23 protein-coding genes, 2 tRNA genes and 1 pseudogene are annotated in these 26,538 nt (G+C 71.8%); 22 read left to right on the top strand and 4 right to left on the bottom strand.

What is annotated here, in order from left to right; translation table 11 throughout:
• The first annotated feature begins 86 nt into the window (after positions 1-86).
• Positions 87-530, top strand: coding sequence for a TIGR02611 family protein (locus J2N69_RS05725; RefSeq protein ID WP_230899767.1), 444 nt, complete (start codon positions 87-89; stop codon positions 528-530).
• Positions 531-595: 65 nt separating this feature from the next.
• Positions 596-667: transfer RNA gene (locus J2N69_RS05720), tRNA-Val, on the top strand.
• A 115-nt stretch (positions 668-782) separates the two neighbouring features.
• Here J2N69_RS05720 and J2N69_RS05715 read toward each other — a convergent pair.
• A complete protein-coding gene (locus J2N69_RS05715; RefSeq protein ID WP_230899766.1) occupies positions 783-3,257 on the bottom strand; it encodes an SCO7613 C-terminal domain-containing membrane protein in 2,475 nt (824 codons plus the stop codon).
• A 103-nt stretch (positions 3,258-3,360) separates the two neighbouring features.
• Here J2N69_RS05715 and J2N69_RS05710 point away from each other — a divergent pair, with 103 nt between their 5' ends.
• Together J2N69_RS05710 and J2N69_RS05705 are read left to right on the top strand one after the other, a co-directional pair.
• A complete protein-coding gene (locus tag J2N69_RS05710; protein ID WP_230899765.1) occupies positions 3,361-3,807 on the top strand; it encodes an SRPBCC family protein in 447 nt (148 codons plus the stop codon).
• Between the two features lie 39 nt (positions 3,808-3,846).
• Positions 3,847-3,918: transfer RNA gene (locus J2N69_RS05705), tRNA-Val, on the top strand.
• Positions 3,919-4,023: 105 nt separating this feature from the next.
• On the opposite strand, the gene J2N69_RS05700 is transcribed toward J2N69_RS05705, so the two are convergent.
• On the bottom strand, positions 4,024-4,749 hold the full coding sequence (locus J2N69_RS05700) for a 3'-5' exonuclease (protein WP_230899764.1): 726 nt from the start codon (positions 4,747-4,749) through the stop codon (positions 4,024-4,026).
• Positions 4,750-4,916: 167 nt separating this feature from the next.
• Between J2N69_RS05700 and J2N69_RS05695 the strand changes: the two genes are divergently transcribed.
• From J2N69_RS05695 to J2N69_RS05680, 4 genes are all read left to right on the top strand, one after another.
• Complete coding sequence (locus J2N69_RS05695; protein ID WP_230899763.1) at positions 4,917-5,483, top strand: DUF4365 domain-containing protein; 567 nt, start codon at positions 4,917-4,919, stop codon at positions 5,481-5,483.
• Positions 5,480-6,721 (top strand): hypothetical protein, encoded by a 1,242-nt coding sequence (locus J2N69_RS05690; protein WP_230904594.1) that lies wholly within the window; start codon positions 5,480-5,482, stop codon positions 6,719-6,721. Before J2N69_RS05695 ends, J2N69_RS05690 begins: the two co-directional genes overlap by 4 nt.
• A gap of 134 nt (positions 6,722-6,855) precedes the next feature.
• On the top strand, positions 6,856-8,835 hold the full coding sequence (gene thrS / locus J2N69_RS05685) for a threonine--tRNA ligase (protein WP_230899762.1): 1,980 nt from the start codon (positions 6,856-6,858) through the stop codon (positions 8,833-8,835).
• A 78-nt stretch (positions 8,836-8,913) separates the two neighbouring features.
• A complete protein-coding gene (locus tag J2N69_RS05680; protein ID WP_230899761.1) occupies positions 8,914-9,477 on the top strand; it encodes an HIT family protein in 564 nt (187 codons plus the stop codon).
• 58 nt (positions 9,478-9,535) lie between these two features.
• On the opposite strand, the gene J2N69_RS05675 is transcribed toward J2N69_RS05680, so the two are convergent.
• Together J2N69_RS05675 and J2N69_RS05670 are read right to left on the bottom strand one after the other, a co-directional pair.
• On the bottom strand, positions 9,536-11,191 hold the full coding sequence (locus J2N69_RS05675) for a hypothetical protein (protein WP_230899760.1): 1,656 nt from the start codon (positions 11,189-11,191) through the stop codon (positions 9,536-9,538).
• Positions 11,192-11,417: 226 nt separating this feature from the next.
• A complete protein-coding gene (locus J2N69_RS05670; protein WP_230899759.1) occupies positions 11,418-13,634 on the bottom strand; it encodes an elongation factor G-like protein EF-G2 in 2,217 nt (738 codons plus the stop codon).
• Between the two features lie 201 nt (positions 13,635-13,835).
• Between J2N69_RS05670 and pgsA the strand changes: the two are divergent.
• The 14 genes and pseudogenes from pgsA (at position 13,836) to J2N69_RS05600 (ending at position 26,535) form a co-directional block, all read left to right on the top strand.
• Positions 13,836-14,554: pseudogene (gene pgsA / locus J2N69_RS05665) on the top strand (phosphatidylinositol phosphate synthase).
• On the top strand, positions 14,551-15,468 hold the full coding sequence (locus tag J2N69_RS05660) for a phosphatidylinositol mannoside acyltransferase (protein WP_230899757.1): 918 nt from the start codon (positions 14,551-14,553) through the stop codon (positions 15,466-15,468). Before pgsA ends, J2N69_RS05660 begins: the two are co-directional and overlap by 4 nt.
• Positions 15,465-16,625, top strand: coding sequence for a glycosyltransferase family 4 protein (locus tag J2N69_RS05655; RefSeq protein ID WP_127909845.1), 1,161 nt, complete (start codon positions 15,465-15,467; stop codon positions 16,623-16,625). The genes J2N69_RS05660 and J2N69_RS05655 overlap by 4 nt, the downstream gene beginning before the upstream one ends.
• 65 nt (positions 16,626-16,690) lie before the next feature.
• Complete coding sequence (locus J2N69_RS05650; RefSeq protein ID WP_230899756.1) at positions 16,691-17,236, top strand: hypothetical protein; 546 nt, start codon at positions 16,691-16,693, stop codon at positions 17,234-17,236.
• A gap of 169 nt (positions 17,237-17,405) precedes the next feature.
• Positions 17,406-18,320: a pyridoxal 5'-phosphate synthase lyase subunit PdxS gene (gene pdxS, locus J2N69_RS05645; protein ID WP_269075594.1), complete on the top strand. Its 915-nt coding sequence runs from the start codon at positions 17,406-17,408 to the stop codon at positions 18,318-18,320.
• The gene (gene pdxT, locus J2N69_RS05640; protein WP_391941890.1) at positions 18,317-18,925 is read left to right on the top strand and encodes a pyridoxal 5'-phosphate synthase glutaminase subunit PdxT; all 609 of its coding nucleotides are present in this window, start codon (positions 18,317-18,319) and stop codon (positions 18,923-18,925) included. The genes pdxS and pdxT overlap by 4 nt, the downstream gene beginning before the upstream one ends.
• A gap of 76 nt (positions 18,926-19,001) precedes the next feature.
• A complete protein-coding gene (locus J2N69_RS05635; protein WP_230899754.1) occupies positions 19,002-19,760 on the top strand; it encodes a YebC/PmpR family DNA-binding transcriptional regulator in 759 nt (252 codons plus the stop codon).
• Positions 19,761-19,934: 174 nt separating this feature from the next.
• Positions 19,935-20,516: a crossover junction endodeoxyribonuclease RuvC gene (ruvC, locus tag J2N69_RS05630; RefSeq protein WP_230899753.1), complete on the top strand. Its 582-nt coding sequence runs from the start codon at positions 19,935-19,937 to the stop codon at positions 20,514-20,516.
• Positions 20,513-21,124 carry a Holliday junction branch migration protein RuvA gene (gene ruvA, locus J2N69_RS05625; RefSeq protein WP_230899752.1) on the top strand — a complete coding sequence of 204 codons (612 nt, stop codon included), beginning with the start codon at positions 20,513-20,515 and terminating at the stop codon, positions 21,122-21,124. The genes ruvC and ruvA overlap by 4 nt, the downstream gene beginning before the upstream one ends.
• Positions 21,125-21,176: 52 nt before the next feature.
• Positions 21,177-22,250, top strand: a complete 1,074-nt coding sequence (gene ruvB, locus J2N69_RS05620; RefSeq protein WP_230899751.1) for a Holliday junction branch migration DNA helicase RuvB — start codon at positions 21,177-21,179, stop codon at positions 22,248-22,250.
• A 196-nt stretch (positions 22,251-22,446) separates the two neighbouring features.
• The gene (gene yajC, locus J2N69_RS05615; protein ID WP_230899750.1) at positions 22,447-22,917 is read left to right on the top strand and encodes a preprotein translocase subunit YajC; all 471 of its coding nucleotides are present in this window, start codon (positions 22,447-22,449) and stop codon (positions 22,915-22,917) included.
• 144 nt (positions 22,918-23,061) lie between these two features.
• Positions 23,062-24,861, top strand: a complete 1,800-nt coding sequence (gene secD, locus J2N69_RS05610) for a protein translocase subunit SecD (protein WP_230899749.1) — start codon at positions 23,062-23,064, stop codon at positions 24,859-24,861.
• A gap of 1 nt (position 24,862) precedes the next feature.
• Positions 24,863-25,990, top strand: a complete 1,128-nt coding sequence (gene secF, locus J2N69_RS05605) for a protein translocase subunit SecF (protein ID WP_230899748.1) — start codon at positions 24,863-24,865, stop codon at positions 25,988-25,990.
• Positions 25,987-26,535 carry an adenine phosphoribosyltransferase gene (locus J2N69_RS05600; RefSeq protein ID WP_230899747.1) on the top strand — a complete coding sequence of 183 codons (549 nt, stop codon included), beginning with the start codon at positions 25,987-25,989 and terminating at the stop codon, positions 26,533-26,535. Before secF ends, J2N69_RS05600 begins: the two co-directional genes overlap by 4 nt.
• Positions 26,536-26,538 lie beyond the last annotated feature (3 nt).

Here is a 26,538-nt window from a genome sequence, read left to right as displayed (position 1 = left end):
TCTTTAGGTAGCTCGATTGGCGGGTTCCCTCTTCCGTTCGTGCACCCATTCCGGTGACGGGTTTCCGTCCGGTAGGGTTTGGCCGTATGAATACGGGGAGTAAGGGGCGTAGCGAGCCCACCGAAGCCGCGGGGCCGACCGTCGGGGCGGAGGCCGAACAGCCGCTCGGGTCGCGGGCTCCGCAGTACATCCAGGCCCGCAAGGCGCTGCACCTGAGCTGGCAGGTCGGCGTGTTCATCGTGGGCCTCGCCGTGGTCGTCGCGGGCATCATCATGCTTCCGCTGCCCGGCCCCGGCTGGCTGGTGATCTTCGGCGGTATGGCGATCTGGGCGACCGAGTTCGTCTGGGCCCAGCTGGTCCTTCGCTGGACGAAGCGCAAGGTCACCGAGGCCGCGCAGCGCGCGCTGGACCCGAAGGTGCGCCGCCGGAACATCATCCTGACGACGATCGGCCTGGTGATCGTCGCGGTGCTGGTCGCGGTCTACGTGTGGAAGTTCGGCATCACGATGCCGTGGAAGATCGAGGAGTGACCGAGAGGTGACTCCGAGGCGGTCGGAAGCACCCGCTGACATGCGGTAATGTTCTCTGTGCGCCCGGGCGATTAGCTCAGTGGGAGAGCGCTTCGTTCACACCGAAGAGGTCACTGGTTCGAACCCAGTATCGCCCACCCCGGATTGCGGCCCGGAGGCTTTGAGCCTCCGGGCCGTTCTCGTATTTCCTTTGTCCTTCAAGGGAATTGACGGGTCCACATATGTCGGCGCCGTAGTGGGGCGCCCCGTATTTCAGTGCATTCGGCCGAGCGCATTCCGCAACCGCCGCGCATCACGGAGCCGTTGCTCGTACGTCGCCCCGACACCCAGGAGCAGCAGGCCCGCGAGCGCGGGCGGCAGCCAGCGGGGCAGGGCACCCGCCACCTGCACGAGATACGGGGCCAGTTCGTGCAGCGCGTCCAGGGCGAGCACCGTGCCGCCGAGGACCAGCGGGGCGCGCAATCGGTGCCGGGCGCCGATCAGGGTCAGGGCGAGCGCCGCGGCGCCGAGCAGCAGCGGGCGCTGCCAGTGCGCGTCGCCCCAGGCGGCGGCGAGGCTCGGCAGCAGCGTCAGGGCGAGGCCGGGGCCGTAGGCCTCCCAGGACGACACCTCGGGCTCGTGGCGGCGCCGCCACCTGCCGAGGAGCAGCGCGGGGACGGTGGCCGGCAGGGTGTACGCCTCCGGTGTCACCACCCCCCAGGAGGCCAGGTGGACCCAGCTCGCCAGGAGAAGCAGCGCCCCGGCCGCGTATCCCACCGGGCGGCGGCCGGGACGCAGCGCCGTGCCCGCCGCGATGAGCCCGCAGAGGGACAGCGCGAGGGCGAGTGTCGGCGCGTGCCCCGCGGTCAGGGTGAGGGCGAGCACTCCAGACGCGGCCGCCATGATCTCGACCGGCAGGGCCAGCGGATGCCGCCCCAGGCGGGCGGCGGCGAACGCGGCGAGAGCCGGGACGGCGAGGGCGGCCAGGCCGACGTGCTCCAGGCGCAGCCCCGCCGCGGCCCCGGCGGCGCAGGCGAGCGCGGTGGCGTACGCGACGGCGGCGCAGGCGGCCAGGGCGGCCGCGCCGGGCCCAACAGCCGGGGTGCCGTGCGCACCGGCCGCCGCCTCGACCCGGACCGACGGTGTGCGGCGGGCCGTCCAGCCGCACGCGGCCAGGAACAGGGCCGTGAGCGTGCCCAGGGTGCCGAGGGTCGCCGCCTCGGTGGACAGGGCCAGGAACGCGACGCTCACCGAGGACACCAGGGCCAGAGCGGACGCCGTGAGGGCGGAGGCGGCGGACGTGGCGCGGGCGGCGACGGCCAGCAGGACCGCGGTCACCGCCAACTGGGCCACCGGCCCGGCGACGTACGGCAGACGCAGCGCCGACGGCAGGGCGACAGCGGCGGCCCAGGCGAGCGTCAGGGCGCCGAGGCGGGTGACGGAGTGGGTGGCGGCGCTGTTCCCCGGGAGCGGGCCGAGCCACGCCGACCCTCGGCCGAGCGCTCCGGAGACCACGAGCAGGAACGCGGCGGTGGTCGCGAGGACCAAGGGGGCCAGGAGCGGGTGGGACAACGGCAGTTCGACGAGGGGGGCGGCCCGGGCATCCGACGGGGCGCCCGTCCAGCTCCGCGTGGCCCAGCCGAGCGGGCCGAGCAGGGCCACGGCGGTGACGGGCAGCGCCCACAGCACCGCGAGGCCCTGGACCACGGCCGACGCGCCTGCCGCGCCGAGCCGCACGGGCCGGGGCAAGGCCGTACGGACAGCGGCCGCCAGCGCGACCCCGCACACCAGATACGCCGGGACGGTCCACTCCGGGGGCAGGGCGGTGCGCAGCACTCCACCGGACGCGGCCACCACCAGCAGACCGCCCGCGCCCGCAGCACCCATGGCGATCCGCGGCTCCTTCGCCCGCCACGCCACCACAAGGACGATCAACGCGGCGAAGAGCAGCAGCACCCCGGCGCGCGCCGCCGCCGTCGGGTCCGTGGCCCGCGCGGACAGCAGCCCCGCGCCCGCCGCGCCCCACAGGCCGAGCGTGCAGCCGCCGACGGCCGCGACAACCCGTACGGACCTGACGGTCGCCCACAAGGCGAGCGCGGTGTCGAAAGCCGCCGTCACGAGCAGCGCGGCGGTCACGGCGTGATCACCCGCGTCCGCGGCGCCCGCCCAGAGGAGCAGCGGCAGTTGGGCCGTCGCGGCCGCCGTCGGCAGCGGCAGGCGCAGTGCGCCGAGGAGCAGGCCGTACCCCGCCCACAGCGTCGCGAGGACTGCGGAGGTGCCCGCCGCGTAGGCCAGCGTCCCCGCATCGGGGAGGGCGAGGTGGCGCAGCGCGTACGAGTCCAGGACGGTCAGCGCGAGCCCCAGGCCCGCCACCGCCTCCGCCGTCGAGCGCAGTGAACGGCGCAGCAGCAGCGCGGGGGCGCCGAGCGCCGCCAGGGTCACGAGACCGAGGACCGCGCCGCGCCCGGCGATGCCGAGGTGCCCCCAGCTCACCACGGTGAAGGCGATCGCGGCGATGGTCAGGAGCACGCCGCCCAGCGTCAGCAGGATGTTCTGCGCGCTCGGGGGAGCGGCCTCGGGCGCGGGCGGACCGGCCGGGCGAGAGGGCGGCCCGGCCGCGCCCGCCGCGCGCAGGACACCGAGCAGCCAGGCCCGGCGGCGCAGCAACTGCGTTCTGCGCGCCTCCAGTTGGTGCAGCTCCCAGTCGAGGAGGCGCAGCTCCTCGGCCGGTGGCGGAATGTTCGTCATGGACGAGGAGTGTGGTCCGCGCCACGCGCGGCGGCATCGGCGCGGATACTCAGGAGGTACTCAGATGCGGTGCCCACCGCCCTCACCGGGCAGGCTCCCTTCCATGAACTGGTGCCACTACCGCTTCCTCAGCCTCTGGGACCTGCCCGGCACGCCCGCCGAGGCCTACGCCGTCCTGGAGCGGGTGGAGGACTATCCCCTGTGGTGGCCGCAGGTGCGCGAGGTGACCTCGGTCGACGGCCACAGCGGCGTCTTCCGCTTCCGGTCCTTCCTCCCATGCGACCTCGTCGTCACCGCGCGGGAGCGGCGGCGCGACCCCGAAGCGGGGGTCCTGGAGATCACCATGGCCGGGGACCTGGAGGGCTGGGCGCGCTGGACGGTGACCGGCGGGGCCGGGGGGACGCGGGTCCGCTACGACCAGGAGGTCGAGGTGCGGCGGCCGCTGATGCGGCGCCTCGCGGTCCCCGGAAGGCCCGTGTTCCTGCTCAACCACGCCCACATGATGCGGGCGGGCCGCAGAGGTCTCGCGGCACATCTGGCAGCGGTTTGAAGGAACGGCGCCCGGACCTGTATTGTTCAGTGCGTTCCCGGGCGATTAGCTCAGTGGGAGAGCGCTTCGTTCACACCGAAGAGGTCACTGGTTCGAACCCAGTATCGCCCACCCGGAGAATGCCGGTCCGTCAGCAGACGGACCGGTTTTTTCTTGCCCGGGCGTTCTCCCGCCCAGGCGGTGCCATGCCGTGTCGCGCGTGCGCGCCGCCGACGTTCAGGCCGCCGTGCGGAGTTCGGGGCGCAGCGGCCACGCCGGGTCCACGGCCTCCGGTGAACCGCTCTTGGCGAACCACGCCTGAAGGCCGCGCGCCTGCGCCGCGTGCCAGACGGCCTGGAGCGTGTGCAGCTCTGCGGGCGAGAGCCGCTCAAGACGGGCCGCGAAACGGCGCCCCACCGCTCGTACGACATCGAGCGCGGCCTGTGCGTCCGCCGCCGCGTCGTGCGCCTCGGCCAGCTCCACCTCGTAGTGCGCGCACAGGTCGGTGAGGGTGCGGCGGCCCTTGCGGTAGCGGTCCAGGTGCTTGTCCAGGACCCGCGGGTCGATCACACACAGGGGCGAGCCCTCCATGTAGCGGCTCAGCGACGAGGCGCGGTGCCGGCGCAGCTCCCGGTCCAGGATGGTCAGGTCGAACGGCGCGTTCATCACCACGATCGGCCGTCCCGCCGCGCCCTGCTCGGCCAGATCGCGCGCTATCTCCTCCATCACCGGCGCGGGCCAGCGGCCGTTGCGCTGCAGGTGATCCTCCGTCAGTCCGTGTACGGCGGTGGACTCCTCGGGCACCGGAATGCCCGGGTTCACCAGCCAGCGGGTGACGCGCGGACGGGTCCCCGCGCCCTGCTGGACGACGACGGCGGCCGACACGATCCGGTCGGTCTCGACGTCGACGCCCGTGGTCTCCGTGTCGAATGCGGCCAAGGGCCCCTCGTACCAGCACGTCATGGTGACGCAACTCCTCGCTCAGCTTCGGCAGATGACGTCGGTCCCCTGCCCCTGCTGGTGATACCCGGGCCGTTTGCGCCGTACGCGGCCCGGAGACAACAGAGGTACCGGGCCGTGGCGTTGACGGCCCGGACGGCGAAGTACCGTCGTGGAAAGGCCCGTTGGACATGGCGCTCGCGCGGCCCGAACAGGGTGGGCTGCTGCCCGGGCGGATCGCACCGCCGCGCGGCACCCTCGCCACCACCGCCTGTATGGAGACCCTCCAGGTGGGCTACCTGCACGCCGTCGCGGCGGCCGCCGGATGCTCGCTCTCACAGCCCTTTCCGGACAACGGCATCGACTGGCACGTCAGTCACAGCGCCCCCGGACACACGGTCGACGACGAGGTCACCATCAAGGTCCAGCTGAAGTGCACGTACCAGACGGCGCCGGACCCGGACCGGCCCGCCTTCTCCTTCACGCTCGACAACCCGCACCTGGAGAAGCTCGCCCGCACGCCGGTCTCCGTCCACAAGATCCTCGTCGTGATGCTCGTGCCCCGCTCGCGCGACGACTGGCTGCGCGCCGGCCACGACCGGCTCGACCTGCGGCACTGCTGCTACTGGACCAACCTCGCCGGGCACCCGGTGACCGGCCGGCGCAGGACCACCGTGCGCATACCGACCTCGCGGATCTTCGACGACCTCGCGCTCTGCGAGATCATGACGCGGGTCGGGACGGGAGGGAAACCCTGATGCACCGCCCCCACGACGAGCCCCCGCGCCCCGCCCGCCCCCACCCCGCCCCGGCCGCGGGCCCGTGGGCCGCCCCGCCCGAACCCGGCGGCACGGTCGACCCCGGCACGGTCGACCCCGCGGTGCTCGCCGCCCTCCTCGCCCGCCACGGCTGGCAGCGACGCGGCGGGGCCCCCGGCCGCTACGCCCGGTGGACGCCGCCGGGGCCCGGCGGCAGGGGCACCAGCCTCCTGGTGCCGGAGAGCCGGGCCTTCCCCGACTGCGAGGACCTCATCGGCGAGGCCCTCGTCGCGCTCTCCCGCAGCGCCGCGCCGGCCGCCCGTGACGTGCTCGTCGGGCTCTGCGTGCCCAGCGACGAGATCCGCTGGTGGCGCGATGTGCCGACGGGGCACGCCGGTGCCGCGCCCTGGCCGGTGGAGGAGCAGCTGCGCTCGGCGGCCCGGCGGATGCTGCTCGCCGGGGCACTCGCCGCGCGCGGCCGGGCCGGGTACTACGGCGCGCGGCACCGCGGGCCCGCCACCGCCGCGCTGGAGAACGTCCTGGTGGGCCCCGCGCTCGGCGGGCGCCGGCTCACCGCGTTCGTGCCCGTGCGCACCGGGCGGCCGCTCGCGGTCCGGGTGCACCAGGCGCTGTACGCCGCCCGCGAGGCCGTCGACTACCAGCGCGCCACCGGTGGCATGGACGCCTTCGACGGAGCGGTCGAGGCCGGGGTGAGCCATGAGCTGACCGAGGCGATCATCGCCCTGGTACGGGGCACGGAAGGGGCGCGGGTCGCCGTGGAGTGGGCCCCGGGAGCACAGGTGCCCGAGGGGTGCGCGGCGCACGCCGAGCCCGTCGAGTTCTCGCCCGGCGACCTGACCGTGCTGCGCGAGGCGGGCGCCCGCTATCTGCGCGAGGAGCCGTCGGTGCCGGTCCGGATCACCGGGACCGTGGTGCGGATGCGGCGCTCCTCGCCGTGCGGGGAGGGCACGGTACGGCTGCGGGTGATCGGCGGGGCGGAGGTCCCGCACGTCCGGATGACCCTGGACGAGGAGTCGTACCGCGTCGCGGGCCACGCGCACCTGGTCGGGCTGCCGATCCGGGTGCACGGGCGGCTGGAGAGCCGGGGCGGGTTCCGGCGGCTGACGGAGGCGACCGGCGTGGCTCCGGTGCAGGTGGACGAGGGGGACCGGGACCGGCTCATGAAGTCGCTCCAGGAGAACCTCAACTTCTTCGAGGAGGCCTGCGGCAGCGACTGAGCGCACCGGGTGCGGAGGCGGGGCTTCCGGGGGGCCCGGAACAACCGTTTCGCGGCAGGAGCCCCGGGCTCGGTACGATTCCTGTTGCGCGCGCAGTGGAAAGCGCCGCAGCCCCCTTCTGCAAGGAGAGACCGGTGTCTGACGTCCGTGTGATCATCCAACGCGATTCCGAGCGGGAAGAGCGCGTGGTGACGACGGGCACTACGGCCGCCGACCTCTTCCCCGGTGAGCGCACCGTCGTCGCCGCCCGCGTGGCCGGCGAGCTGAAGGACCTGGCGTACGCCGTGGCCGACGGCGACGAGATCGAGCCCGTCGAGATCTCCTCCGAGGACGGCCTGAACATCCTGCGCCACTCGACCGCGCACGTCATGGCGCAGGCCGTGCAGGAGCTGTTCCCCGAGGCCAAGCTCGGCATCGGCCCGCCCATCCGGGACGGCTTCTACTACGACTTCGACGTCAAGGAGCCCTTCACCCCCGAGGACCTCAAGCGCATCGAGAAGAAGATGCAGGAGATCCAGAAGCGGGGCCAGCGCTTCTCGCGCCGCGTCACCAACGACGACGACGCCCGCGTCGAGCTGGCCGACGAGCCGTACAAGCTGGAGCTGATCGGCCTCAAGGGCAACGCGGCGAACGCCGCCGACGGCGCGGACGCCGAGGTGGGCGCCGGCGAGCTGACCATCTACGACAACATCGACGCGAAGACCGGCGAGCTGTGCTGGAAGGACCTCTGCCGAGGCCCCCACCTGCCCACCACCCGGAACATCCCCGCGTTCAAGCTGATGCGCTCCGCCGCCGCCTACTGGCGCGGCAGCGAGAAGAACCCCCAGCTCCAGCGCATCTACGGCACCGCGTGGCCGTCGAAGGACGAGCTGAAGGCGCACCTGGAGTTCCTCGCCGAGGCCGAGAAGCGCGACCACCGCAAGCTCGGCGCCGAGCTGGACCTCTTCTCCTTCCCGGAGGAGCTGGGCCCGGGCCTCGCGGTCTTCCACCCCAAGGGCGGCGTGATCCGCAAGGTGATGGAGGACTACTCCCGCAAGCGGCACGAGGACTCGGGCTACGAGTTCGTGAACACCCCGCACATCTCGAAGGAGCACCTCTTCGAGACCTCCGGGCACCTGCCGCACTACGCGGAGGGCATGTTCCCGCCGATCGAGTTCGACGGGCAGAACTACCGCCTGAAGGCGATGAACTGCCCGATGCACAACCTCATCTTCAAGTCGCGCGGCCGCTCCTACCGCGAACTGCCCCTGCGGCTCTTCGAGTTCGGCACGGTCTACCGCTACGAGAAGTCGGGCGTCGTGCACGGCCTGACCCGCTCGCGCGGCTTCACGCAGGACGACTCGCACATCTACTGCACCAAGGAGCAGATGGCGGAGGAGCTCGACAAGCTCCTCACCTTCGTCCTGGACCTGCTGCGCGACTACGGCCTGAACGAGTTCGAGCTGGAGCTGTCCACCCGCGACGACTCCGACAAGTTCATCGGCTCGGACGAGGACTGGGCGGAGGCCACCGAGGCGCTGCGCCAGGCGGCCGAGAAGCAGGGCCTTCCGCTGGTCCCGGACCCGGGCGGCGCCGCGTACTACGGCCCGAAGATCTCGGTGCAGGCGAAGGACGCGATCGGCCGGTCCTGGCAGATGTCGACCCTCCAGGTCGACTTCAACCAGCCCAAGCGGTTCGGTCTGGAGTACACCTCGGCGGACGGCTCCAAGCAGCAGCCCGTCATGCTGCACCGCGCGCTGTTCGGTTCGATCGAGCGGTTCTTCGGCGTGCTCCTGGAGCACTACGCGGGCGCGTTCCCGGCGTGGCTGGCTCCGGTGCAGGCGATCGGCATCCCGGTCGGCGACGCGCACGTGCCCTACCTCCAGGAGTTCGCGCAGGAGGCGAGGAAGCGCGGGCTGCGGGTCGAGGTGGACGCCTCGTCGGACCGCATGCAGAAGAAGATCCGCAACGCGCAGCGGAGCAAGGTGCCGTTCATGGTCATCGTCGGTGACGACGACATGAACGCGGGCGCGGTGTCGTTCCGCTACCGCGACGGATCGCAGGAGAACGGCATCCCTCGTGACGAGGCGATCGCGAAGCTCGTGGACGTGGTGGAGCGCCGCGTACAGGTGTGACGTGGTCCCCGCCGGGCGCGGGGAGGCAAGGGGCGGTCCCGTTCGGGGCCGCCCCTCGCCGCGTACTTCCCGGGGAATATGCTGACCACCATGACGAGTGAGCCGGAGCAGCAGATCGGAGTGGGTACGCAGGACGCGTTCCAGCGCCTGTGGACGCCCCACCGGATGGCGTACATCCAGGGCGAGAACAAGCCCACGGGCCCGGGGGCCGACGACGGCTGTCCCTTCTGCTCCATCCCGGCCAAGTCCGACGAGGACGGCCTGGTGATCGCGCGCGGCGAGCAGGTGTACGCGGTGCTGAACCTCTACCCGTACAACGGCGGCCACTTGATGGTGGTGCCCTACCGCCACGTCGCCGACTACACCGACCTGACCGGCCCGGAGACGGCCGAGCTGGGCGAGCTGACCAAGCAGGCGATGACCGCCCTGCGCGCCGCGTCCGGCGCGCACGGCTTCAACATCGGCATGAACCAGGGAGCCGTGGCGGGCGCCGGCATCGCCGCGCACCTGCACCAGCACGTCGTCCCGCGCTGGGGCGGCGACACCAACTTCATGCCGGTCGTGGGCCACACGAAGGTGCTGCCGCAGCTGCTCGCCGACACCCGCGCGATGCTCGCGGACGCCTGGCCCGCGACCCGCTAGCCCTGCCGGCCACGGCCCGCGGCCCCGGAGCACCGCCGGGGCCGCGGGCCGACGGCCGTCACGCGTCGTACACGTCCGCCTTCCTCGGCATCGGGTCCTGGATCGCCCCGCTGAGGAAGCCGGAGCGGGCGCCGAACTTCTCGGTGTCCACGCCGTTCTCCGCGAGGACCTTGATCGCCGCCGAGTGCACCACGCGCAGCACCGGCGTGGCGGCGCGCAGCGCGTCGTCGGCCATGAAGCGGTGCCGCCACGGCTTGTCGGCCCAGGCGTGCCGCAGGCCGAAGGGCTCGGGCAGGACCAGCTTGCCGCCGAGGTGGTCCAGGAGCGGCGGGTACCAGGTGAAGGGGGCGCGCACGGCGAGGCGTACGACCTCGTCGGCGTCGACCAGGGGCAGGTGCCGGTCGACGGTCTCCCAGAACTTGATGGCCTTGGACACCGTCTTCGTCTTGGGCTCGGGCTTGGTGGTGAACAGGGAGTGCACCGGTCCCAGCGCGTGCCCGGTGACCTCGATGCGCAGCGTCTCGTGCAGCACGGTCACGGTGATCAGCATCGTGATGACCAGCTGGCCGTCCCAGAGCGTGAACTGGACGCCCAGGTAGTGACGGTCACCGCTGCCGAACTGCTGTTCGTTGCAGATGCGCTGTATCTCGTGGCCGCGGATCTGGAAGGCCTCGACGTCCGTGCCGGTGGGGCGGCTCACCGCCCCGGCGTTCTCCCCGATGGGGGAGACGATCCAGTGGTTTATCGAGGGGGTCGGGAAGCCGCCGGTGTGCAGGGGGCCGCGCTCCAGCATGCGGAGCTGGTCGTGCACCGCCCGTATCACGTCCCAGCTGCGGAAGGGGTGGATCTCCTTGGTGGGGTCGGCGGGCACCAGCTCCTCGGCCAGCTGCCAGCTGCCCCAGCGGGTGCCCATGCCCAATATGCCCTTGGGCCCGGCGTAGAACACGGAGTTGCTCTGCTGCTCCGCGGAGAGCCGGGCCAGGCCCTGGCGCAGCCGCTCGGCGGCCGTCTCGCCGGGGCTGCCCGGCACCGCCTCGGGGATCTTGGCGCCGATGCCGCCGCCCGAGAGCAGGGCTCCCCAGCGCTCGCGCATGTCCCTGGCCGTGCGCTCGGCGATCTGCTTGGCCCAGAACCAGCCCAGCACCGGCGCGACGATCGCCGCCCGCAGATACCAGGGCCAGAAGCCGTCGAAGGGCAGCTTGAGCAGGGCGAGCACGGCCAGCACGCCCATCGCGACCAGGACCGCGGAGGCGAGCGCGCCCGCCCGCTTGTTCTCGCCCTTGGCGACCTGGCGCCTGATGGTGAAGACGAGCAGCCACACCAGGAGGCCGGGCAGGAACAGCAGGCCGCACAGGACCATCACCGCCGTGAGCCAGCTGTCGCGCTCCTTGCGGATGCGGTTCGCCGCGAGGCAGTGCTCCACCACCGACTGCGGCTCGATCCCGAAGGACTGGATGAGCGGCTTGCGGCCGCCGCCGAGCATCCGCACCTGCACGGTCCGCGCGAACGCCTCGCCGAGGCTCGGCTTGAACAGCGACCAGAGCCCGGGCTTCACCACCGACTTGTGCCACTCGCTGTTGGCCTTCAGGATCTCGTCGACGTCTCCGTCCCGGTACGCCGCCGAGGCCAGGGCGTGGGTCGCCGCGGTCTGTCCCGCGGCGCCCGAGAGCGGGACCTGTGCCCCGGGCCTGAAGTCGAATACATCGTCCGCCACTGCCGCCCCCTCGCCGCGACGCCTTCGCTCCTGCGGCTCTTCCCGACTTCCTTGTCCGGCACACCTGTTGCCGTCCGGCACATCCGTTGATCAGGTCATCAGCGTATCGGTGCGCACCGACATCCGTCAGGGCGCACCGGAGCCGCCGGGGCGCACGGGAGGCCGCCCGTCCGGATGTGACAGGGGCGGACGGCTCCGCTCGCCGGCCGGTCCCGGCCCGGCGCAACTACGGGGCGCCGCCCGCCTGTTGCCGTATCCGCTCCGACAGTTGTGGGGGCATCGGCTCATGGCGGACGTAGGCGCGGCTGAACCTGCCGGTGCCCTGGGAGAGGGAGCGCAGGTCCACCGCGTACCGGCCGATCTCGATCTCGGGGACCTCGGCCCGTACGAGGGTGCGCCCGCCCGGTGCCTGCTCGGTGCCGACCACCCGGCCGCGCCGGCCCGACAGATCGCTCATCACCGCGCCGATGTGGTCGTCGCCGACCAGCACCCGCACCTCGGCCACCGGTTCGAGGAGATGGATCTTCGCGTCGGCCGCCGCCTCGCGCAGCGCGAGCGCGCCCGCCGTCTGGAACGCGGCGTCGGAGGAGTCCACCGAGTGCGCCTTGCCGTCCCGCAGCGTGACGCGTACGTCGATGAGCGGGTACCCGGCGGCGACGCCCTTCGCGGCCTGCGCGCGCACGCCCTTCTCGACGGACGGGATGAACTGCCGCGGGACCGCGCCGCCGACGACCTTGTCGACGAACTCGATGCCACTGCCGCCGGGCAGCGGCTCCACCTCGATCTCGCAGATCGCGAACTGGCCGTGCCCGCCGGACTGCTTCACGTGGCGGCCGCGCCCCGTCGAGCGGTCCGCGAACGTCTCCCGCAGGGAGACCTTGTGCGGTACGACGTCGACCTGCACGCCGTACCGGCTGCGCAGCCGCTCCAGGGCCACGTCGGCGTGGGCCTCGCCCAGGCACCACAGGACCACCTGGTGGGTGTCCTGGTTCTGCTCCAGGCGCATCGTCGGGTCCTCGGCGACCAGCCGCGAGAGCCCCTGCGAGAGCTTGTCCTCGTCCGCCTTGCTGTGGGCCCGGATGGCGAGCGGCAGCAGCGGGTCGGGCATGTCCCAGGGCTCCATCAGGAGCGGGGTGTCCCTGTCCGAGAGCGTGTCGCCCGTCTCCGCGCGGTGCAGCTTGGCCACGCACGCCAGGTCGCCGGCCACGGCCCGGGTCAGGACGCGCTGCTGTTTGCCGAAGGGGGAGGAGAGCGCGCCGACGCGTTCGTCCGCTTCGTGGGGGGCACGGTCCTCGTGGCCCCGGTCGGCCAGGCCGTGTCCGGAGACGTGCACCGTCTGGTCGGGGCGCAGGGTGCCCGAGAAGATGCGTACGAGCGAGATCCGGCCGACATACGGGTCGGAGGCGGTCTTGACCACCTCGGCGACCAGAGGCCCTTGCGGATCGCAGGTGAGCACGGGCCCGGCCTTGCCGTCCGGCATGGTCACCACCGGTGCCGGGTGCTCCAGCGGCGTCGGGAAGCCGCCCGTGATCAGCTCCAGGAGTTCGACCGTGCCGATGCCCTGGCGGGCGCCCTGCGCGGCGGGCCCGGCGGCCAGCACGGGATGGAAGACGCCGCGCGCGACGGCGCGCTCCAGATCGTCCACAAGGGTCTTGTAGTCGATCTCCTCGCCGCCGAGATAGCGGTCCATGAGGGACTCGTCCTCGCTCTCGGCGATGATCCCCTCGATCAGGGTGCCGCGCGCCTCCTCGATCACCGGCAGCTGGTCCCCGCCCGGCTCGGACTCCTTGCGCTCCCCGGAGGCGTAGTCGAAGACCCGCTGGGAGAGCAGTCCGATGAGCCCGGTCAGCGGCGCGTGCCCGTCGGGGCCCTGCTCGCCGTGGAGCGGCAGGTACAGCGGCAGCACGGCGTCCGGGTCGTCGGCGCCGAACGCCTCGGCGCAGCAGCGCGTGATGTCCGTGAAGTCCGTGCGCGCCGACTCCAGGTGCGTGACCACGATGGCCCGCGGCATGCCGACCGCCGCGCACTCCTCCCACGCCATGCGGGTCGCGCCGGTGATGCCCTCGGTGCCCTCCGCCGCCGAGACGACGAAGAGGGCCGCGTCCGCGGCGCGCAGACCGGCCCTCAGCTCACCGACGAAGTCGGCGTACCCGGGGGTGTCCAGCAGGTTGATCTTGATGCCGTCCCATTCGAGGGGCACCAGGGAGAGCTGCACCGAGCGCTGCTGCCGGTGCTCGATCTCGTCGTAGTCGGAAATGGCCGTGCCGTCCTCGACCCGGCCCGCCCGGTTCACCGCCCCCGCGGTCAGCGCGAGGGCCTCCACCAGGGTCGTCTTGCCCGATCCGCTGTGGCCGACCAGCACCACGTTCCGTACGGACGCGGGGTGGTCGGCCGTCACTGCCCTGCCGGCGGCTCCGGGGTGTGCGTTCGCCTTGTCGCCCATGCCTTGCCTCCCGGTCACGTGCGCGGTGAGGAGGCTCAGCCCCCTCGGGGATGCTGGCTGCTGCGGACGCGCTCGGGCCCGGTGCGGGGCGGCTCCGACGGCGCCCGTGGTGGTTCCGAGCTTTCCACTCGGCTCCCGGTGCGTCCATACGTCGTACGCGATCGTGAGGGGGCGAGCCGGGCCCTCACGGGCGTGACTACGATGGGTCGGCCGGTGGCCAACGGGGCCACGCGGCGCACCGACCCCTCGGGAAGGCCATGCTGAACAAGTACGCGCGTGCATTCTTCACGCGTGTCCTCACACCGTTCGCCGCGTTTCTCATCCGCCGCGGGGTCAGCCCCGACGCGGTCACCTTCATCGGCACGGCCGGTGTGGTGGCGGGAGCGCTGGTCTTCTTCCCCCGTGGCGAGTTCTTCTGGGGCACGATCGTCATCACCCTGTTCGTCTTCTCGGACCTGGTCGACGGCAACATGGCCCGCCAGCTCGGCCGCTCCAGCCGCTGGGGCGCTTTCCTCGACTCGACGCTCGACCGGGTGGCCGACGGCGCGATCTTCGGCGGCTTCGCCCTCTGGTACGCCGGATCGGGTGACGACAACATCCTCTGCGCCGTCTCCATCTTCTGCCTGGCGAGCGGCCAGGTGGTCTCGTACACGAAGGCGCGCGGCGAGGCGATCGGCCTGCCCGTCGCCGTCAACGGCCTGGTGGAGCGCGCCGAGCGGCTGGTGATCTCCCTGGTCGCCGCGGGCCTCGCCGGCCTCCACGCGTTCGGCGTCCCCGGCATCGAGATCCTGCTGCCCATCGCCCTGTGGATCGTCGCGGTCGGCAGCCTGGTCACCCTCGTGCAGCGGGTCGTGACCGTGCGTCGCGAGTCCGCGGAGGCGGACGCCGCCACGGGCGTGGAGGGTGGCGCCGCGCAGTGAAGGACCGACTCACCGACGCGCTGTACGGCCTGGGCTGGAGCACCGTCAAGAAGCTGCCGGAGCCGGTGGCCGAGCGGCTCGGGCGGACCATCGCCGACGCCGCCTGGAAGCGCCGCGGCAAAGGCGTGCTGCGCCTGGAGGCCAACCTCGCGCGCGTGGTGCCCGACGCCACCCCCCAGCGGCTCGCCGAGCTGTCCAGGGCGGGCATGCGGTCGTACCTGCGCTACTGGATGGAGTCCTTCCGGCTGCCGTCCTGGAGCCGGGAGCGCATCAAGGACGGCGTCGACGTCAAGGACCTGCACCACCTCACCGACGGGCTCGCCGCCGGAAAGGGCGCCGTCGTCGCGCTGCCGCACCTCGCCAACTGGGACCTCGCGGGCGCCTGGGTCACCACGCGGCTGGAGACCCCCTTCACGACCGTCGCCGAGCGCCTGAAGCCCGAGACGCTCTACGACCGCTTCGTCGCCTACCGCGAAAGCCTCGGCATGGAGGTCCTGCCGCACACCGGCGGTTCCGCCTTCGGCACGCTGGCGCGGCGGCTGCGCGCGGGCGGCCTGGTCTGCCTGGTCGCCGACCGCGACCTGTCGGCCTCCGGGGTCGAGGTGAAGTTCTTCGGGGAGAGCGCCCGGATGCCCGGAGGGCCCGCGATGCTGGCCCAGCAGACCGGCGCGCTGCTCCTGCCGGTGACGCTCTGGTACGACGGGGCCATGATGCGGGGCCGGATCCACCCGCCCGTCGACGTCCCCGAGACAGGTACGCGCGCCGAGAAGACGTCTGTCATGACGCAGGCGCTGGCCGACGCCTTCGCCACCGGCATCGCCGACCACCCGGAGGACTGGCACATGCTCCAGCGGCTGTGGCTCGCCGACCTGGAATCCCGCCCCGGCGGGACCGCGGCGGGGGAGCCCTCGTGAAGATCGGCATCGTCTGCCCGTACTCGTGGGACGTGCCGGGCGGCGTCCAGTTCCACATCCGCGACCTGGCGGAGCACCTCATCCGACTCGGCCACGAGGTGTCCGTCCTGGCCCCGGCCGACGACGAGACCCCGCTCCCGCCGTACGTCGTCTCGGCGGGCCGCGCCGTCCCGGTGCCGTACAACGGCTCGGTGGCGCGGCTCAACTTCGGCTTCCTGTCGGCCGCGCGGGTGCGGCGCTGGCTGCACGACGGCACGTTCGACGTCATCCACATCCACGAGCCGACCTCGCCGTCGCTGGGGCTGCTCACCTGCTGGGCCGCGCAGGGCCCGATCGTCGCGACGTTCCACACGTCCAACCCGCGCTCCCGGGCCATGATCGCCGCGTACCCGATCCTCCAGCCCGCCCTGGAGAAGATCAGCGCCCGCATCGCCGTGAGCGAGTACGCGCGCCGCACCCTCGTCGAACACCTGGGCGGCGACGCGGTCGTCATCCCGAACGGCGTCGACGTCGACTTCTTCGCCAGGGCCGAGCCCAGACCCGAATGGCAGGGCGGAACCATCGGCTTCATCGGCCGCATCGACGAGCCCCGCAAGGGTCTGCCGGTCCTGATGAAGGCACTGCCGCAGATCTTCGCCGAGTGCCCTGAGGCGCGGCTCCTGGTCGCCGGGCGCGGCGACGAGGACGAGGCGGTGGCCTCGCTCCCCGCCGAGCTGCGCTCCCGCGTGGAGTTCCTCGGCATGGTCAGCGACGAGGACAAGGCGCGGCTGCTGCGCAGCGTCGACCTGTACGTCGCCCCGAACACCGGCGGCGAGAGCTTCGGCATCATCCTGGTCGAGGCGATGTCCGCGGGCGCGCCCGTGCTCGCCAGCGACCTCGACGCCTTCGCCCAGGTCCTCGACCAGGGCGGAGCGGGCGACCTGTTCGGCAACGAGGACGCGGAGTCCCTCGCCAAGGCGGCGGTGCGCCTCCTCACCGACCCCGAGCGCCGTGAGGGGCTGCGCGAGCGCGGCAGCGCGCACGTGCGGCGCTTCGACTGGTCGACCGTCGGCGCGGACATCCTCGCGGTGTACGAGACGGTGACGGACGGCGCGGCCTCGGTCGCCGAGGACGAACGCTCGGGCCTGCGGGCGCGCTTCGGCCTGGCCAGGGACTGACCTGCTGAACCCTCGGGGTGCCCGGCGGCCCGCCCGGCTCCCCGGGGGGACTAGCGTGTAGGCCCGTGACCTCCACATTGATCTGGATCGCGGTAGCCCTCTTGGCGATCGGCCTCTACCTGAGCTGGACCGCCGGCCGGCTCGACCGGCTGCACGCGCGCATCGACGCGGCGCGCGCCGCCCTCGACGCGCAGCTCCTGCGCCGCGCCTCGGTCGCCCAGGAACTGGCCACCTCCGGAGTCCTCGACCCCGCCGCCTCGATCGTGCTCTACGAGGCGGCGCACGCGGCCCGGCAGGCGGAGGAGGAGCAGCGCGAGGTCGCCGAGAGCGAGCTGAGCCAGGCGCTGCGGGCCATCTTCGGCGAGAGCCAGCAGGTCGAGGCGGTGCGCGAGGCTCCCGGCGGCGACGAGGCGGCCACCGAACTGGCCGCGGCCGTGCGCCGGGTGCCCATGGCCCGGCGCTTCCACAACGACTCCGTACGCGCCGCCCGCGCCCTGCGCAGGCACCGCAAGGTCCGCTGGTTCCGCCTCGCGGGCCACGCGCCCTTCCCCATGGCGTTCGAGATGGACGACGAGCCTCCGGTGGCGCTGGCCGACCGGGCCACGGGGTGATCCCGGCCGAGCGGCGCTGACCAGGGCCATCGCCGGAAAACGAGCCACCGGTCAGCCATTGGCCCTTGCTGTGGCCTGGTGCCCGGGCGTTTCCTCGGAGCTGAGGCAACCGTCTTCGACGGGCCTTCGACGAGTCTTCCGCGAGTCTTCAGCGAGTGAGGTCAACTCCGTGTCCAGCACCCCCTCCACCAGCACCCCGACGCCCGAGACCGGCACCGCGCGCGTGAAGCGCGGCATGGCCGAGCAGCTCAAGGGCGGCGTGATCATGGACGTCGTCAACGCCGAGCAGGCGAAGATCGCCGAGGACGCCGGCGCCGTCGCCGTCATGGCGCTGGAGCGGGTGCCCGCCGACATCCGCAAGGACGGCGGCGTGGCCCGGATGTCCGACCCGAACATGATCGAAGAGATCATCGAGGCCGTCTCCATCCCGGTCATGGCCAAGTCCCGCATCGGCCACTTCGTCGAGGCCCAGGTCCTGCAGTCCCTCGGCGTCGACTACATCGACGAGTCCGAGGTCCTCACTCCGGCCGACGAGGTAAACCACAGCGACAAGTTCGCCTTCACGACCCCGTTCGTGTGCGGCGCCACCAACCTGGGTGAGGCGCTGCGCCGCATCGCCGAGGGCGCGGCCATGATCCGCTCCAAGGGCGAGGCCGGCACCGGCAACGTCGTCGAGGCCGTCCGCCACCTGCGCCAGATCAAGAACGAGATAGCCAAGCTGCGCGGCTACGACAACAACGAGCTGTACGCCGCCGCCAAGGAGCTGCGCGCCCCGTACGAGCTGGTCAAGGAGACCGCCGAGCTGGGCAAGCTGCCGGTCGTGCTCTTCTCCGCCGGTGGCGTCGCCACCCCCGCCGACGCCGCCCTGATGCGCCAGCTCGGCGCCGAGGGCGTCTTCGTCGGCTCCGGCATCTTCAAGTCCGGCGACCCGGCCAAGCGCGCCGCCGCCATTGTGAAGGCCACCACCTTCTACGACGACCCGAAGATCATCGCGGACGCCTCCCGCAACCTCGGCGAGGCCATGGTCGGCATCAACTGCGACACCCTGCCCGAGACCGAGCGCTACGCGAACCGAGGCTGGTGATGACCACTCCCGTAGTGGGCGTCCTCGCCCTCCAGGGGGACGTACGGGAGCACCTGATCGCCCTGGCCTCGGCGGACGCCCTGGCCAGGCCGGTGAGGCGCCCCGAAGAACTGGCCGAGGTCGACGGCCTGGTCATCCCCGGCGGCGAGTCCACCACCATCTCGAAGCTGGCCACGCTCTTCGGCGTCATGGAGCCGCTCCGCGCGCGCGTGCGGGACGGTATGCCCGTCTACGGCACCTGCGCGGGCATGATCATGCTCGCCGACAAGATTCTCGACCCGCGCTCGGGCCAGGAGACGGTCGGCGGCATCGACATGATCGTGCGGCGCAACGCCTTCGGACGGCAGAACGAGTCGTTCGAGGCGGCCGTCGACGTCAAGGGTGTCGAGGGTGCCCCCGTGGAGGGCGTCTTCATCCGCGCGCCCTGGGTGGAGTCGGTCGGAGCGCGGGCGGAGGTGCTCGCCGAGCACGAGGGCCACATCGTCGCCGTGCGCCAGGGCAACGCCCTCGCGACGTCCTTCCACCCCGAGCTGACGGGCGACCACCGGGTCCACGCGCTGTTCGTGGAGATGGCGCGGGGCAACCCGCGCGCGGGTTCCTTGTAGGATCTCCCGGGGTATCTCCCGGGCCCGCAGGACCCGAGAGTTCGTACAGGTTGGGTAACGCGAAGGAGACAGGCAGATGTCCGGCCACTCTAAATGGGCTACGACGAAGCACAAGAAGGCCGTGATCGACGCCAAGCGCGGCAAGCTCTTCGCGAAGATGATCAAGAACATCGAGGTCGCGGCCCGTACGGGCGGCGCCGACCCGGCCGGTAACCCGACCCTGTTCGACGCCATCCAGAAGGCCAAGAAGAGCTCGGTCCCGAACAAGAACATCGACTCCGCGGTCAAGCGCGGCGCCGGCCTCGAAGCCGGTGGCGCCGACTACGAGACGATCATGTACGAGGGTTACGGCCCGAACGGCGTCGCGGTGCTCATCGAGTGCCTCACCGACAACCGCAACCGCGCCGCGTCCGACGTCCGCGTCGCCATGACGCGCAACGGCGGCTCGATGGCCGACCCGGGCTCCGTCGCGTACCTCTTCAACCGCAAGGGCGTCGTGATCGTCCCCAAGGGCGAGGCCGGGCTCACCGAGGACGACGTGCTCGGCGCCGTCCTGGACGCCGGTGCCGAAGAGGTCAACGACCTCGGCGACACCTTCGAGGTGCTCAGCGAGGCCACCGACATGGTCGCGGTCCGCACCGCGCTCCAGGAGGCCGGCATCGACTACGACTCGGCCGACGCCAACTTCGTCCCGACCATGCAGGTCGAGCTGGACGAGGAGGGCGCCCGGAAGATCTTCAAGCTGATCGACGCCCTGGAGGACAGCGACGACGTGCAGAACGTCTTCGCCAACTTCGACGTCTCCGACGAGGTCATGGCGAAGGTCGACGCGTAAGCGCTCCGCCGGGTCTTCGGACCCGACGGCTGCCGGGCCCCGCGGTTGCCCGCGCAGTTCCCCCCATCCCCATGGGGGCTCTCGAACGGGCCGACGGGACACACCCCGTCGGCCCGTCGCGTTGTCAGAGGGACCCGATAGCCTGCACGGACAGGCGATGGGGAGGGGTTTCACGTGCGCGTACTGGGAGTCGACCCGGGGCTCACCCGGTGCGGTGTCGGCGTCGTCGAAGGCGTCGCCGGACGCCCCTTGACCATGCGCGGCGTCGGAGTCGTGCGGACCCCGCCGGACGCCGAGTTGGGCCACCGCCTCGTCGCCATCGAGCAGGGCGTCGAGCAGTGGCTCGACGAGCACAGCCCCGAAGTCCTCGCCGTGGAGCGGGTGTTCAGCCAGCACAACGTGCGTACGGTCATGGGCACCGCCCAGGCCAGCGCCGTCGCCATGCTCTGCGCGTCCCGCCGCGGCATCCCCGTCGTCCTGCACACCCCCAGCGAGGTCAAGGCCGCCGTCACCGGCAGCGGCCGCGCCGACAAGGCGCAGGTGGGAGCCATGGTGACGAGGCTGCTGCGGCTCGACGCACCGCCGAAGCCCGCCGACGCCGCGGACGCCCTGGCCCTCGCCATCTGCCACATCTGGCGCGCCCCCGCCCAGAACCGCCTCCAGCAGGCCGTCGCCCAGAACCGCCTCCAGCAGGCCGCGGCCCTGCACGCCGCGAAGCCGTCCCCCGCAGCAGCACAGAAAGGCCGTACCGCATGATCGCCTTCGTCAGCGGCCCCGTCGCCGCCCTCGCACCCGATACCGCGGTGGTCGAGGTCGGCGGCATCGGCATGGCCGTGCAGTGCACGCCGAACACCCTCTCCACACTCCGCGTCGGCCAGCAGGCCAAGCTCGCCACCTCCCTGGTCGTGCGCGAGGACTCCCTGACCCTGTACGGCTTCGCGGACGACGACGAGCGGCAGACCTTCGAGCTGCTGCAGACCGCGAGCGGCGTCGGCCCGCGCCTGGCCCAGGCCATGCTCGCCGTGCACAGCCCCGACGCCCTGCGGCGCGCGGTCTCCACCGGCGACGAGAAGGCGCTGACCGCCGTGCCCGGCATCGGCAAGAAGGGCGCCCAGAAGCTGCTCCTGGAGTACAAGGACCGCCTCGGCGAACCGCTCGGCACCGGCGGCCTCGCCGTCGGCAAGGCCGTCACCTCCGGCTGGCGCGACCAGCTGCACGCCGCGCTCATCGGCCTCGGGTACGCCACGCGCGAGGCCGACGAGGCCGTCGCCGCCGTCACCCCGCAGGCCGAGGCCGCCGAGGGCACCCCGCAGGTCGGCCAGCTCCTCAAGGCCGCGCTCCAGACCCTGAACCGCACCCGCTGAGCGCACCCGCGCCGGCCCCCCGACCCCCGAACCGCATCGCGAGGCACACCGCATGAACTGGGACGACACCACCGACGACGCTGCCACCGCGGCCGAACGGCTGGTCGGTGCGTCCGCCGACGGCGAGGACCAGGCCGTCGAGGCCGCCCTGCGCCCCAAGGACCTGGGCGAGTTCATCGGCCAGGAGAAGGTCCGCGAGCAGCTCGACCTCGTCCTGCGGGCCGCCCGCGCGCGCGGCGCCACCGCCGACCACGTCCTGCTCTCCGGCGCCCCCGGCCTCGGCAAGACCACCCTCTCCATGATCATCGCGGCCGAGATGGGTGCCCCGATCCGCATCACCAGCGGCCCCGCCATCCAGCACGCCGGCGACCTCGCCGCGATCCTCTCCTCCCTCCAGGAGGGCGAGGTCCTCTTCCTCGACGAGATCCACCGCATGTCGCGGCCCGCCGAGGAGATGCTCTACATGGCGATGGAGGACTTCCGCGTCGACGTCATCGTCGGCAAGGGCCCCGGCGCCACCGCCATCCCGCTCGAACTGCCGCCCTTCACCCTGGTCGGCGCCACCACGCGCGCGGGCCTGCTGCCCCCGCCGCTGCGCGACCGCTTCGGCTTCACCGCGCACATGGAGTTCTACGAACCCGCGGAGCTGGAGCGCGTCGTCCACCGCTCCGCCCAGCTGCTCGACGTGGAGATCGACCCGGCCGGCGCCGCCGAGATCGCGGGCCGCTCACGCGGCACGCCCCGCATCGCCAACCGCCTGCTGCGCCGCGTGCGGGACTACGCCCAGGTCAAGGCCGACGGCCGGATCGACCGCGAGATCGCGGCCGCGGCCCTCAAGGTGTACGAGGTCGACGGACGCGGCCTCGACCGCCTCGACCGCGCGGTCCTGGAGGCCCTGCTCAAGCTCTTCGGTGGCGGCCCCGTCGGCCTGTCGACCCTGGCGGTCGCCGTGGGGGAGGAGCGCGAGACCGTCGAGGAGGTCGCCGAGCCCTTCCTCGTACGCGAGGGGCTGCTCGCCCGCACCCCGCGCGGACGCGTCGCTACCCCCGCGGCCTGGGCGCACCTGGGACTGACACCCCCGCAGAAAGCGGGCGGAGCCGGACAACAGGATCTGTTCGGGGCGTGACGGCGACGCAACCGCTCCCACGGACGACAGAACGGCGCGGATAGTCGTCCGGTCAGGAACTGCGGTGCCATGCTGAGCGTTGTTCCTTAGGCGCGGACTCGCTTAGACTCCGCCGACGCCGCCTTTGCGGGCGGCGTGCCCACCCCCATCCATCAGGCCGCTTACCCCCGCGGTCGTGCGAAGGAAACTCCGTCCCGTGAATATCGTGACCCTCCTCCCGTTCATCGTGCTCATCGGGGCCATGTTCCTGATGACCCGGTCTGCGAAGAAGAAGCAGCAGGCCGCCGCGCAGATGCGTAACGAGATGCAGCCCGGCACCGGCATCCGCACGATCGGTGGCATGTACGCCACCGTCAAGGAGGTCCACGACGACGCCGTCCTCCTTGAGGTGGCCCCCGGTGTCCACGCGGTTTACGCGAAGAACGCGATCGGCGCCGTCCTGGCCGACGACGAGTACAACCGCATCGTGCACGGCACCGAGGACGACCTGAACGAGGACACCCCCGTCGTTCCGGACGACGCCTCCTCCCTGACCGAGCCCGCCGAGCACGCTGAGCCCGCCGACGCTTCCGACGACTCGCGCATCGACCTCGGCAAGAAAGACGCGGCCGCCGAGGCCGACGACGCGCAGCCGAAGAAGACCGACGGCGAGTCCGACGCGAAGTAGCCACGACCGGGGTCCGTGGGGCGCGCCGCTCGCGCGCCACGGGGCCCCGGACCACGTGCATTTCGCGCCGAATCTCGACACCACTTCATGGCCGTCCACGGCACGCAGTCGGTTCCGGGCGGTTGGACAGGGAGAAACGAGAAGGTGGCAGCACCGAAGAAGGGCCGAAGGCAGAGCGCACCGGGCAAGCCGGGCCGCGCGCTGGTCTTCATCCTGATCGCCCTCGTGGCGCTGACCGGGGGAATGTTCCTTTCCGGGCACACCACACCGCGGCTGGGCATCGACCTCGCGGGTGGTACGAGCATCACGCTCGAGGCGAGGAACGAGCCGGGCCAGAAGAACGCGATCAACCCGACCAACATGAACACCGCCGTTGACATCATCAACAACCGTGTCAACGGCCTGGGTGTCTCCGAGGCCGAGGTTCAGACCCAGGGCGATCGCAACATCATCGTCAACATCCCCAAGGGGACGAACGAGAAGCAGGCGCGCGAGCAGGTCGGCACGACCGCTCAGCTCTACTTCCGTCCGGTGATCACGCAGGCCCCCAGCGGCCCGGCTCCCGAGCCGTCCCCCAGCTCCTCGTCCGGCACGGACAAGGACAAGGACAAGGGCAAGGCCACCGACAAGGCGACGGACAAGGCCACCGACAAGGACGAGGCGAACTCCCCGTCCTCCTCCGCGTCGCCCCAGGGCCGCGCCGTCAGCGAGGCCCTGAAGGCCGACCCGACCCCGAACCCGTCGGACAAGGCCAAGGACGACCAGGCCAAGGACGGCAAGAAGAAGGACGAGAAGCCCTCGCCCACGCCGTCCACGGACCCGGCCACGGCCAAGCTCCAGGAGCAGTTCACCAAGCTCGACTGCACGGACAAGAAGGCCCGCGCGGCGGCCGGCAAGGGCATCAAGCCCTCCGAGCCCACCATCGCGTGCGGCAAGAGCCCCGACGGCAAGACGTGGGACAAGTTCATCCTTGCCCCGGCCGAGGTCGACGGCAAGGACGTCGACGAGGCGCAGGCGACCATCAGGCAGGACACCGGTGCCTGGGTCGTCAACATGGACTTCACCAAGAGCGGTTCGAAGAAGTTCGCCAAGACCACGAGCAAGCTCTCGACGCAGCAGCCCCCGCAGAACCAGTTCGCGATCGTCATGGACGGCGAGGTCGTCTCGGCCCCCAGTGTCAGCACGACCCTGAGCGCCAACGCCGAGATCTCCGGCAGCTTCAACCAGGACTCCGCCAAGGACCTGGCGAACATCCTGTCGTACGGCGCGCTGCCGCTCACCTTCCACGAGCAGAGCGTCACCACGGTCAGCCCCGCCCTCGGCGGTGAGCAGCTCAAGGCCGGTCTGATCGCCGGCGCCATCGGCCTCGCGCTCGTCGTGATCTACCTCGTGGTGTACTACCGCGGCCTGTCGCTCATCGCCATCGCGAGCCTCCTGGTCTCCGCGGCGCTGACGTACACGATCATGACGTTGCTCGGCCCGACCATTAAGTTCGCGCTGAACCTGCCCGCTGTGTGTGGTGCCATCGTCGCGATCGGCATCACGGCGGACTCGTTCATCGTCTTCTTCGAACGCGTCCGTGACGAGGTCCGCGAGGGACGTACGCTGCGCCCCGCCGTCGAGCGGGCCTGGCCCCGTGCCCGGCGCACCATCCTGGTCTCCGACTTCGTGTCGTTCCTCGCCGCCGCCGTGCTCTTCATCGTCACGGTCGGCAAGGTGCAGGGCTTCGCGTTCACGCTCGGCCTGACCACGCTGCTCGATGTCGTCGTGGTGTTCTTCTTCACCAAGCCGCTGATGACGCTCATGGCGCGCAGGAAGTTCTTCGCGGACGGCCACAAGTGGTCGGGCTTCGACCCGAAGCGGCTCGGCATCAAGCCCCCGACCCGCCGGTCGCGCCGCACCGCCGGCTCCTCCGTTGGCCCTGTCGACCCGAAGGAGGCGTGAGATGTCGAAGCTCGGCGATCTCGGCGCCAGGCTCTACCACGGCGAGGTCGGCTACGACTTCGTCGGCAAGCGCAAGATCTGGTACGCCGTCTCGATACTGATCACCATCACGGCCATCGTGGGCCTCGCGGTCCGCGGCCTGAACATGGGCATCGAGTTCGAGGGCGGCGCCGTCTTCAACACCCCGAAGACGAGTGTCTCCGTGGCGAAGGCCGAAGAGGCCGCGGAGAAGGCCTCGGGCCACGACGCGATCGTCCAGAAGCTGGGCGACGACGCGATGCGCATCCAGATCGCGGGTGTGGACATCGACAAGTCCGACCAGATCAAGGCGGCGCTGGCCAAGGACCTCGACGTCAAGGCCGCGGACATCAACGCCGACCTGGTCGGCCCCAGTTGGGGTGAGCAGGTCGCCAACAAGGCCTGGCAGGGCCTGGCGATCTTCATGGTCCTGGTGGTGATCTACCTGGCCATCGCCTTCGAGTGGCGCATGGCGCTGGCGGCGCTGATCGCGCTCATCCACGACATCACCATCACCGTGGGTGTGTACGCCCTCGTCGGCTTCGAGGTCACCCCGGGCACGGTGATCGGTCTGCTGACCATCCTCGGTTACTCGCTCTACGACACGGTCGTCGTCTTCGACAGCTTGAAGGAGCAGTCGAAGGACCTCACCAAGCAGACCCGCTTCACCTACAGCGAAGTCGCCAACCGCAGCATCAACGGCACGCTGGTGCGCTCCATCAACACCACGGTCGTCGCGCTGCTCCCGGTGGCGGGCCTGCTGTTCATCGGTGGCGGTGTCCTCGGCGCCGGCATGCTGAACGACATCTCGCTCTCGCTGTTCGTCGGCCTCGCGGCCGGTGCGTACTCCTCGATCTTCATCGCCACGCCGCTCGTCGCCGACTTCAAGGAGCGCGAGCCGCAGCTGAAGGCCCTCAAGAAGCGGGTCCTCGCCAAGCGCGCCTCGGCCGCGGCCAAGGGGGACTCGGCGGAGGACGGCACCTTCGCGGGTGACGAGGAGCCGCGGGACAGCGTCTCCGACGACGACGCCGCGCCGGCCGTCGTCGGCCCGCGCTCCCAGCCCGCCTCGCGCAGCCGCGGCAAGGGCCGTCCGTCGGGCAAGCGCCGATGACCGAGCTGACGGACGTCACGGAGCTGCTGCTCAGCCGCATCCGTGACGTCCCGGACTACCCGGTGCCGGGCGTGACGTTCAAGGACATCACCCCGCTCCTGGCGGACCCGGTGGCGTTCGCGGCGCTCACCGACGCGCTGGCCGACTTCAGCGTGCGGCACGGCGCCACGAAGATCGTCGGCCTGGAGGCCCGCGGCTTCATTCTCGGCGCTCCGGTCGCACTCCGCGCCGGGCTCGGCTTCATCCCCGTACGCAAGGCGGGCAAGCTCCCCGGAGCGACGCTGCGGCAGAGCTACGACCTGGAGTACGGCAGCGCCGAGATCGAGGTGCACGCCGAGGACCTGGCGGCGGACGACCGTGTCATGGTCATCGACGACGTCCTCGCCACCGGCGGCACCGCCGAGGCCTCGCTGGAGCTCATCCGGCGCTCCGGCGCCCAGGTGGCCGGGGTCGCGGTCCTGATGGAGCTGGGCTTCCTGGAGGGCCGGCGCAAGCTGGTCCGGGCTCTGGACGGGGCGCCCCTGGAGGCGCTGATCACCGTCTGAGCC

The organism is Streptomyces huasconensis (assembly GCF_021028635.1).
GTDB classification, from domain to species: domain Bacteria; phylum Actinomycetota; class Actinomycetes; order Streptomycetales; family Streptomycetaceae; genus Streptomyces; species Streptomyces huasconensis.
Note: the sequence above shows the minus strand (reverse complement) of the source record. Positions and strands in the feature narration are given on the sequence as shown.

Bases quoted from the DNA above. Each gene is read 5' to 3' on its own strand.
- J2N69_RS05725 (WP_230899767.1), top strand. From the start codon at position 87: ATGAATACGGGGAGTAAGGGGCGTAGCGAGCCCACCGAAGCCGCGGGG.
- J2N69_RS05715 (WP_230899766.1), bottom strand. From the start codon at position 3,257: ATGACGAACATTCCGCCACCGGCCGAGGAGCTGCGCCTCCTCGACTGG.
- J2N69_RS05710 (WP_230899765.1), top strand. From the start codon at position 3,361: ATGAACTGGTGCCACTACCGCTTCCTCAGCCTCTGGGACCTGCCCGGC.
- J2N69_RS05700 (WP_230899764.1), bottom strand. From the start codon at position 4,749: ATGACGTGCTGGTACGAGGGGCCCTTGGCCGCATTCGACACGGAGACC.
- J2N69_RS05695 (WP_230899763.1), top strand. From the start codon at position 4,917: ATGGCGCTCGCGCGGCCCGAACAGGGTGGGCTGCTGCCCGGGCGGATC.
- J2N69_RS05680 (WP_230899761.1), top strand. From the start codon at position 8,914: ATGCTGACCACCATGACGAGTGAGCCGGAGCAGCAGATCGGAGTGGGT.
- J2N69_RS05670 (WP_230899759.1), bottom strand. From the start codon at position 13,634: ATGGGCGACAAGGCGAACGCACACCCCGGAGCCGCCGGCAGGGCAGTG.
- J2N69_RS05635 (WP_230899754.1), top strand. From the start codon at position 19,002: ATGTCCGGCCACTCTAAATGGGCTACGACGAAGCACAAGAAGGCCGTG.
- ruvA (WP_230899752.1), top strand. From the start codon at position 20,513: ATGATCGCCTTCGTCAGCGGCCCCGTCGCCGCCCTCGCACCCGATACC.
- ruvB (WP_230899751.1), top strand. From the start codon at position 21,177: ATGAACTGGGACGACACCACCGACGACGCTGCCACCGCGGCCGAACGG.
- secF (WP_230899748.1), top strand. From the start codon at position 24,863: ATGTCGAAGCTCGGCGATCTCGGCGCCAGGCTCTACCACGGCGAGGTC.
- J2N69_RS05600 (WP_230899747.1), top strand. From the start codon at position 25,987: ATGACCGAGCTGACGGACGTCACGGAGCTGCTGCTCAGCCGCATCCGT.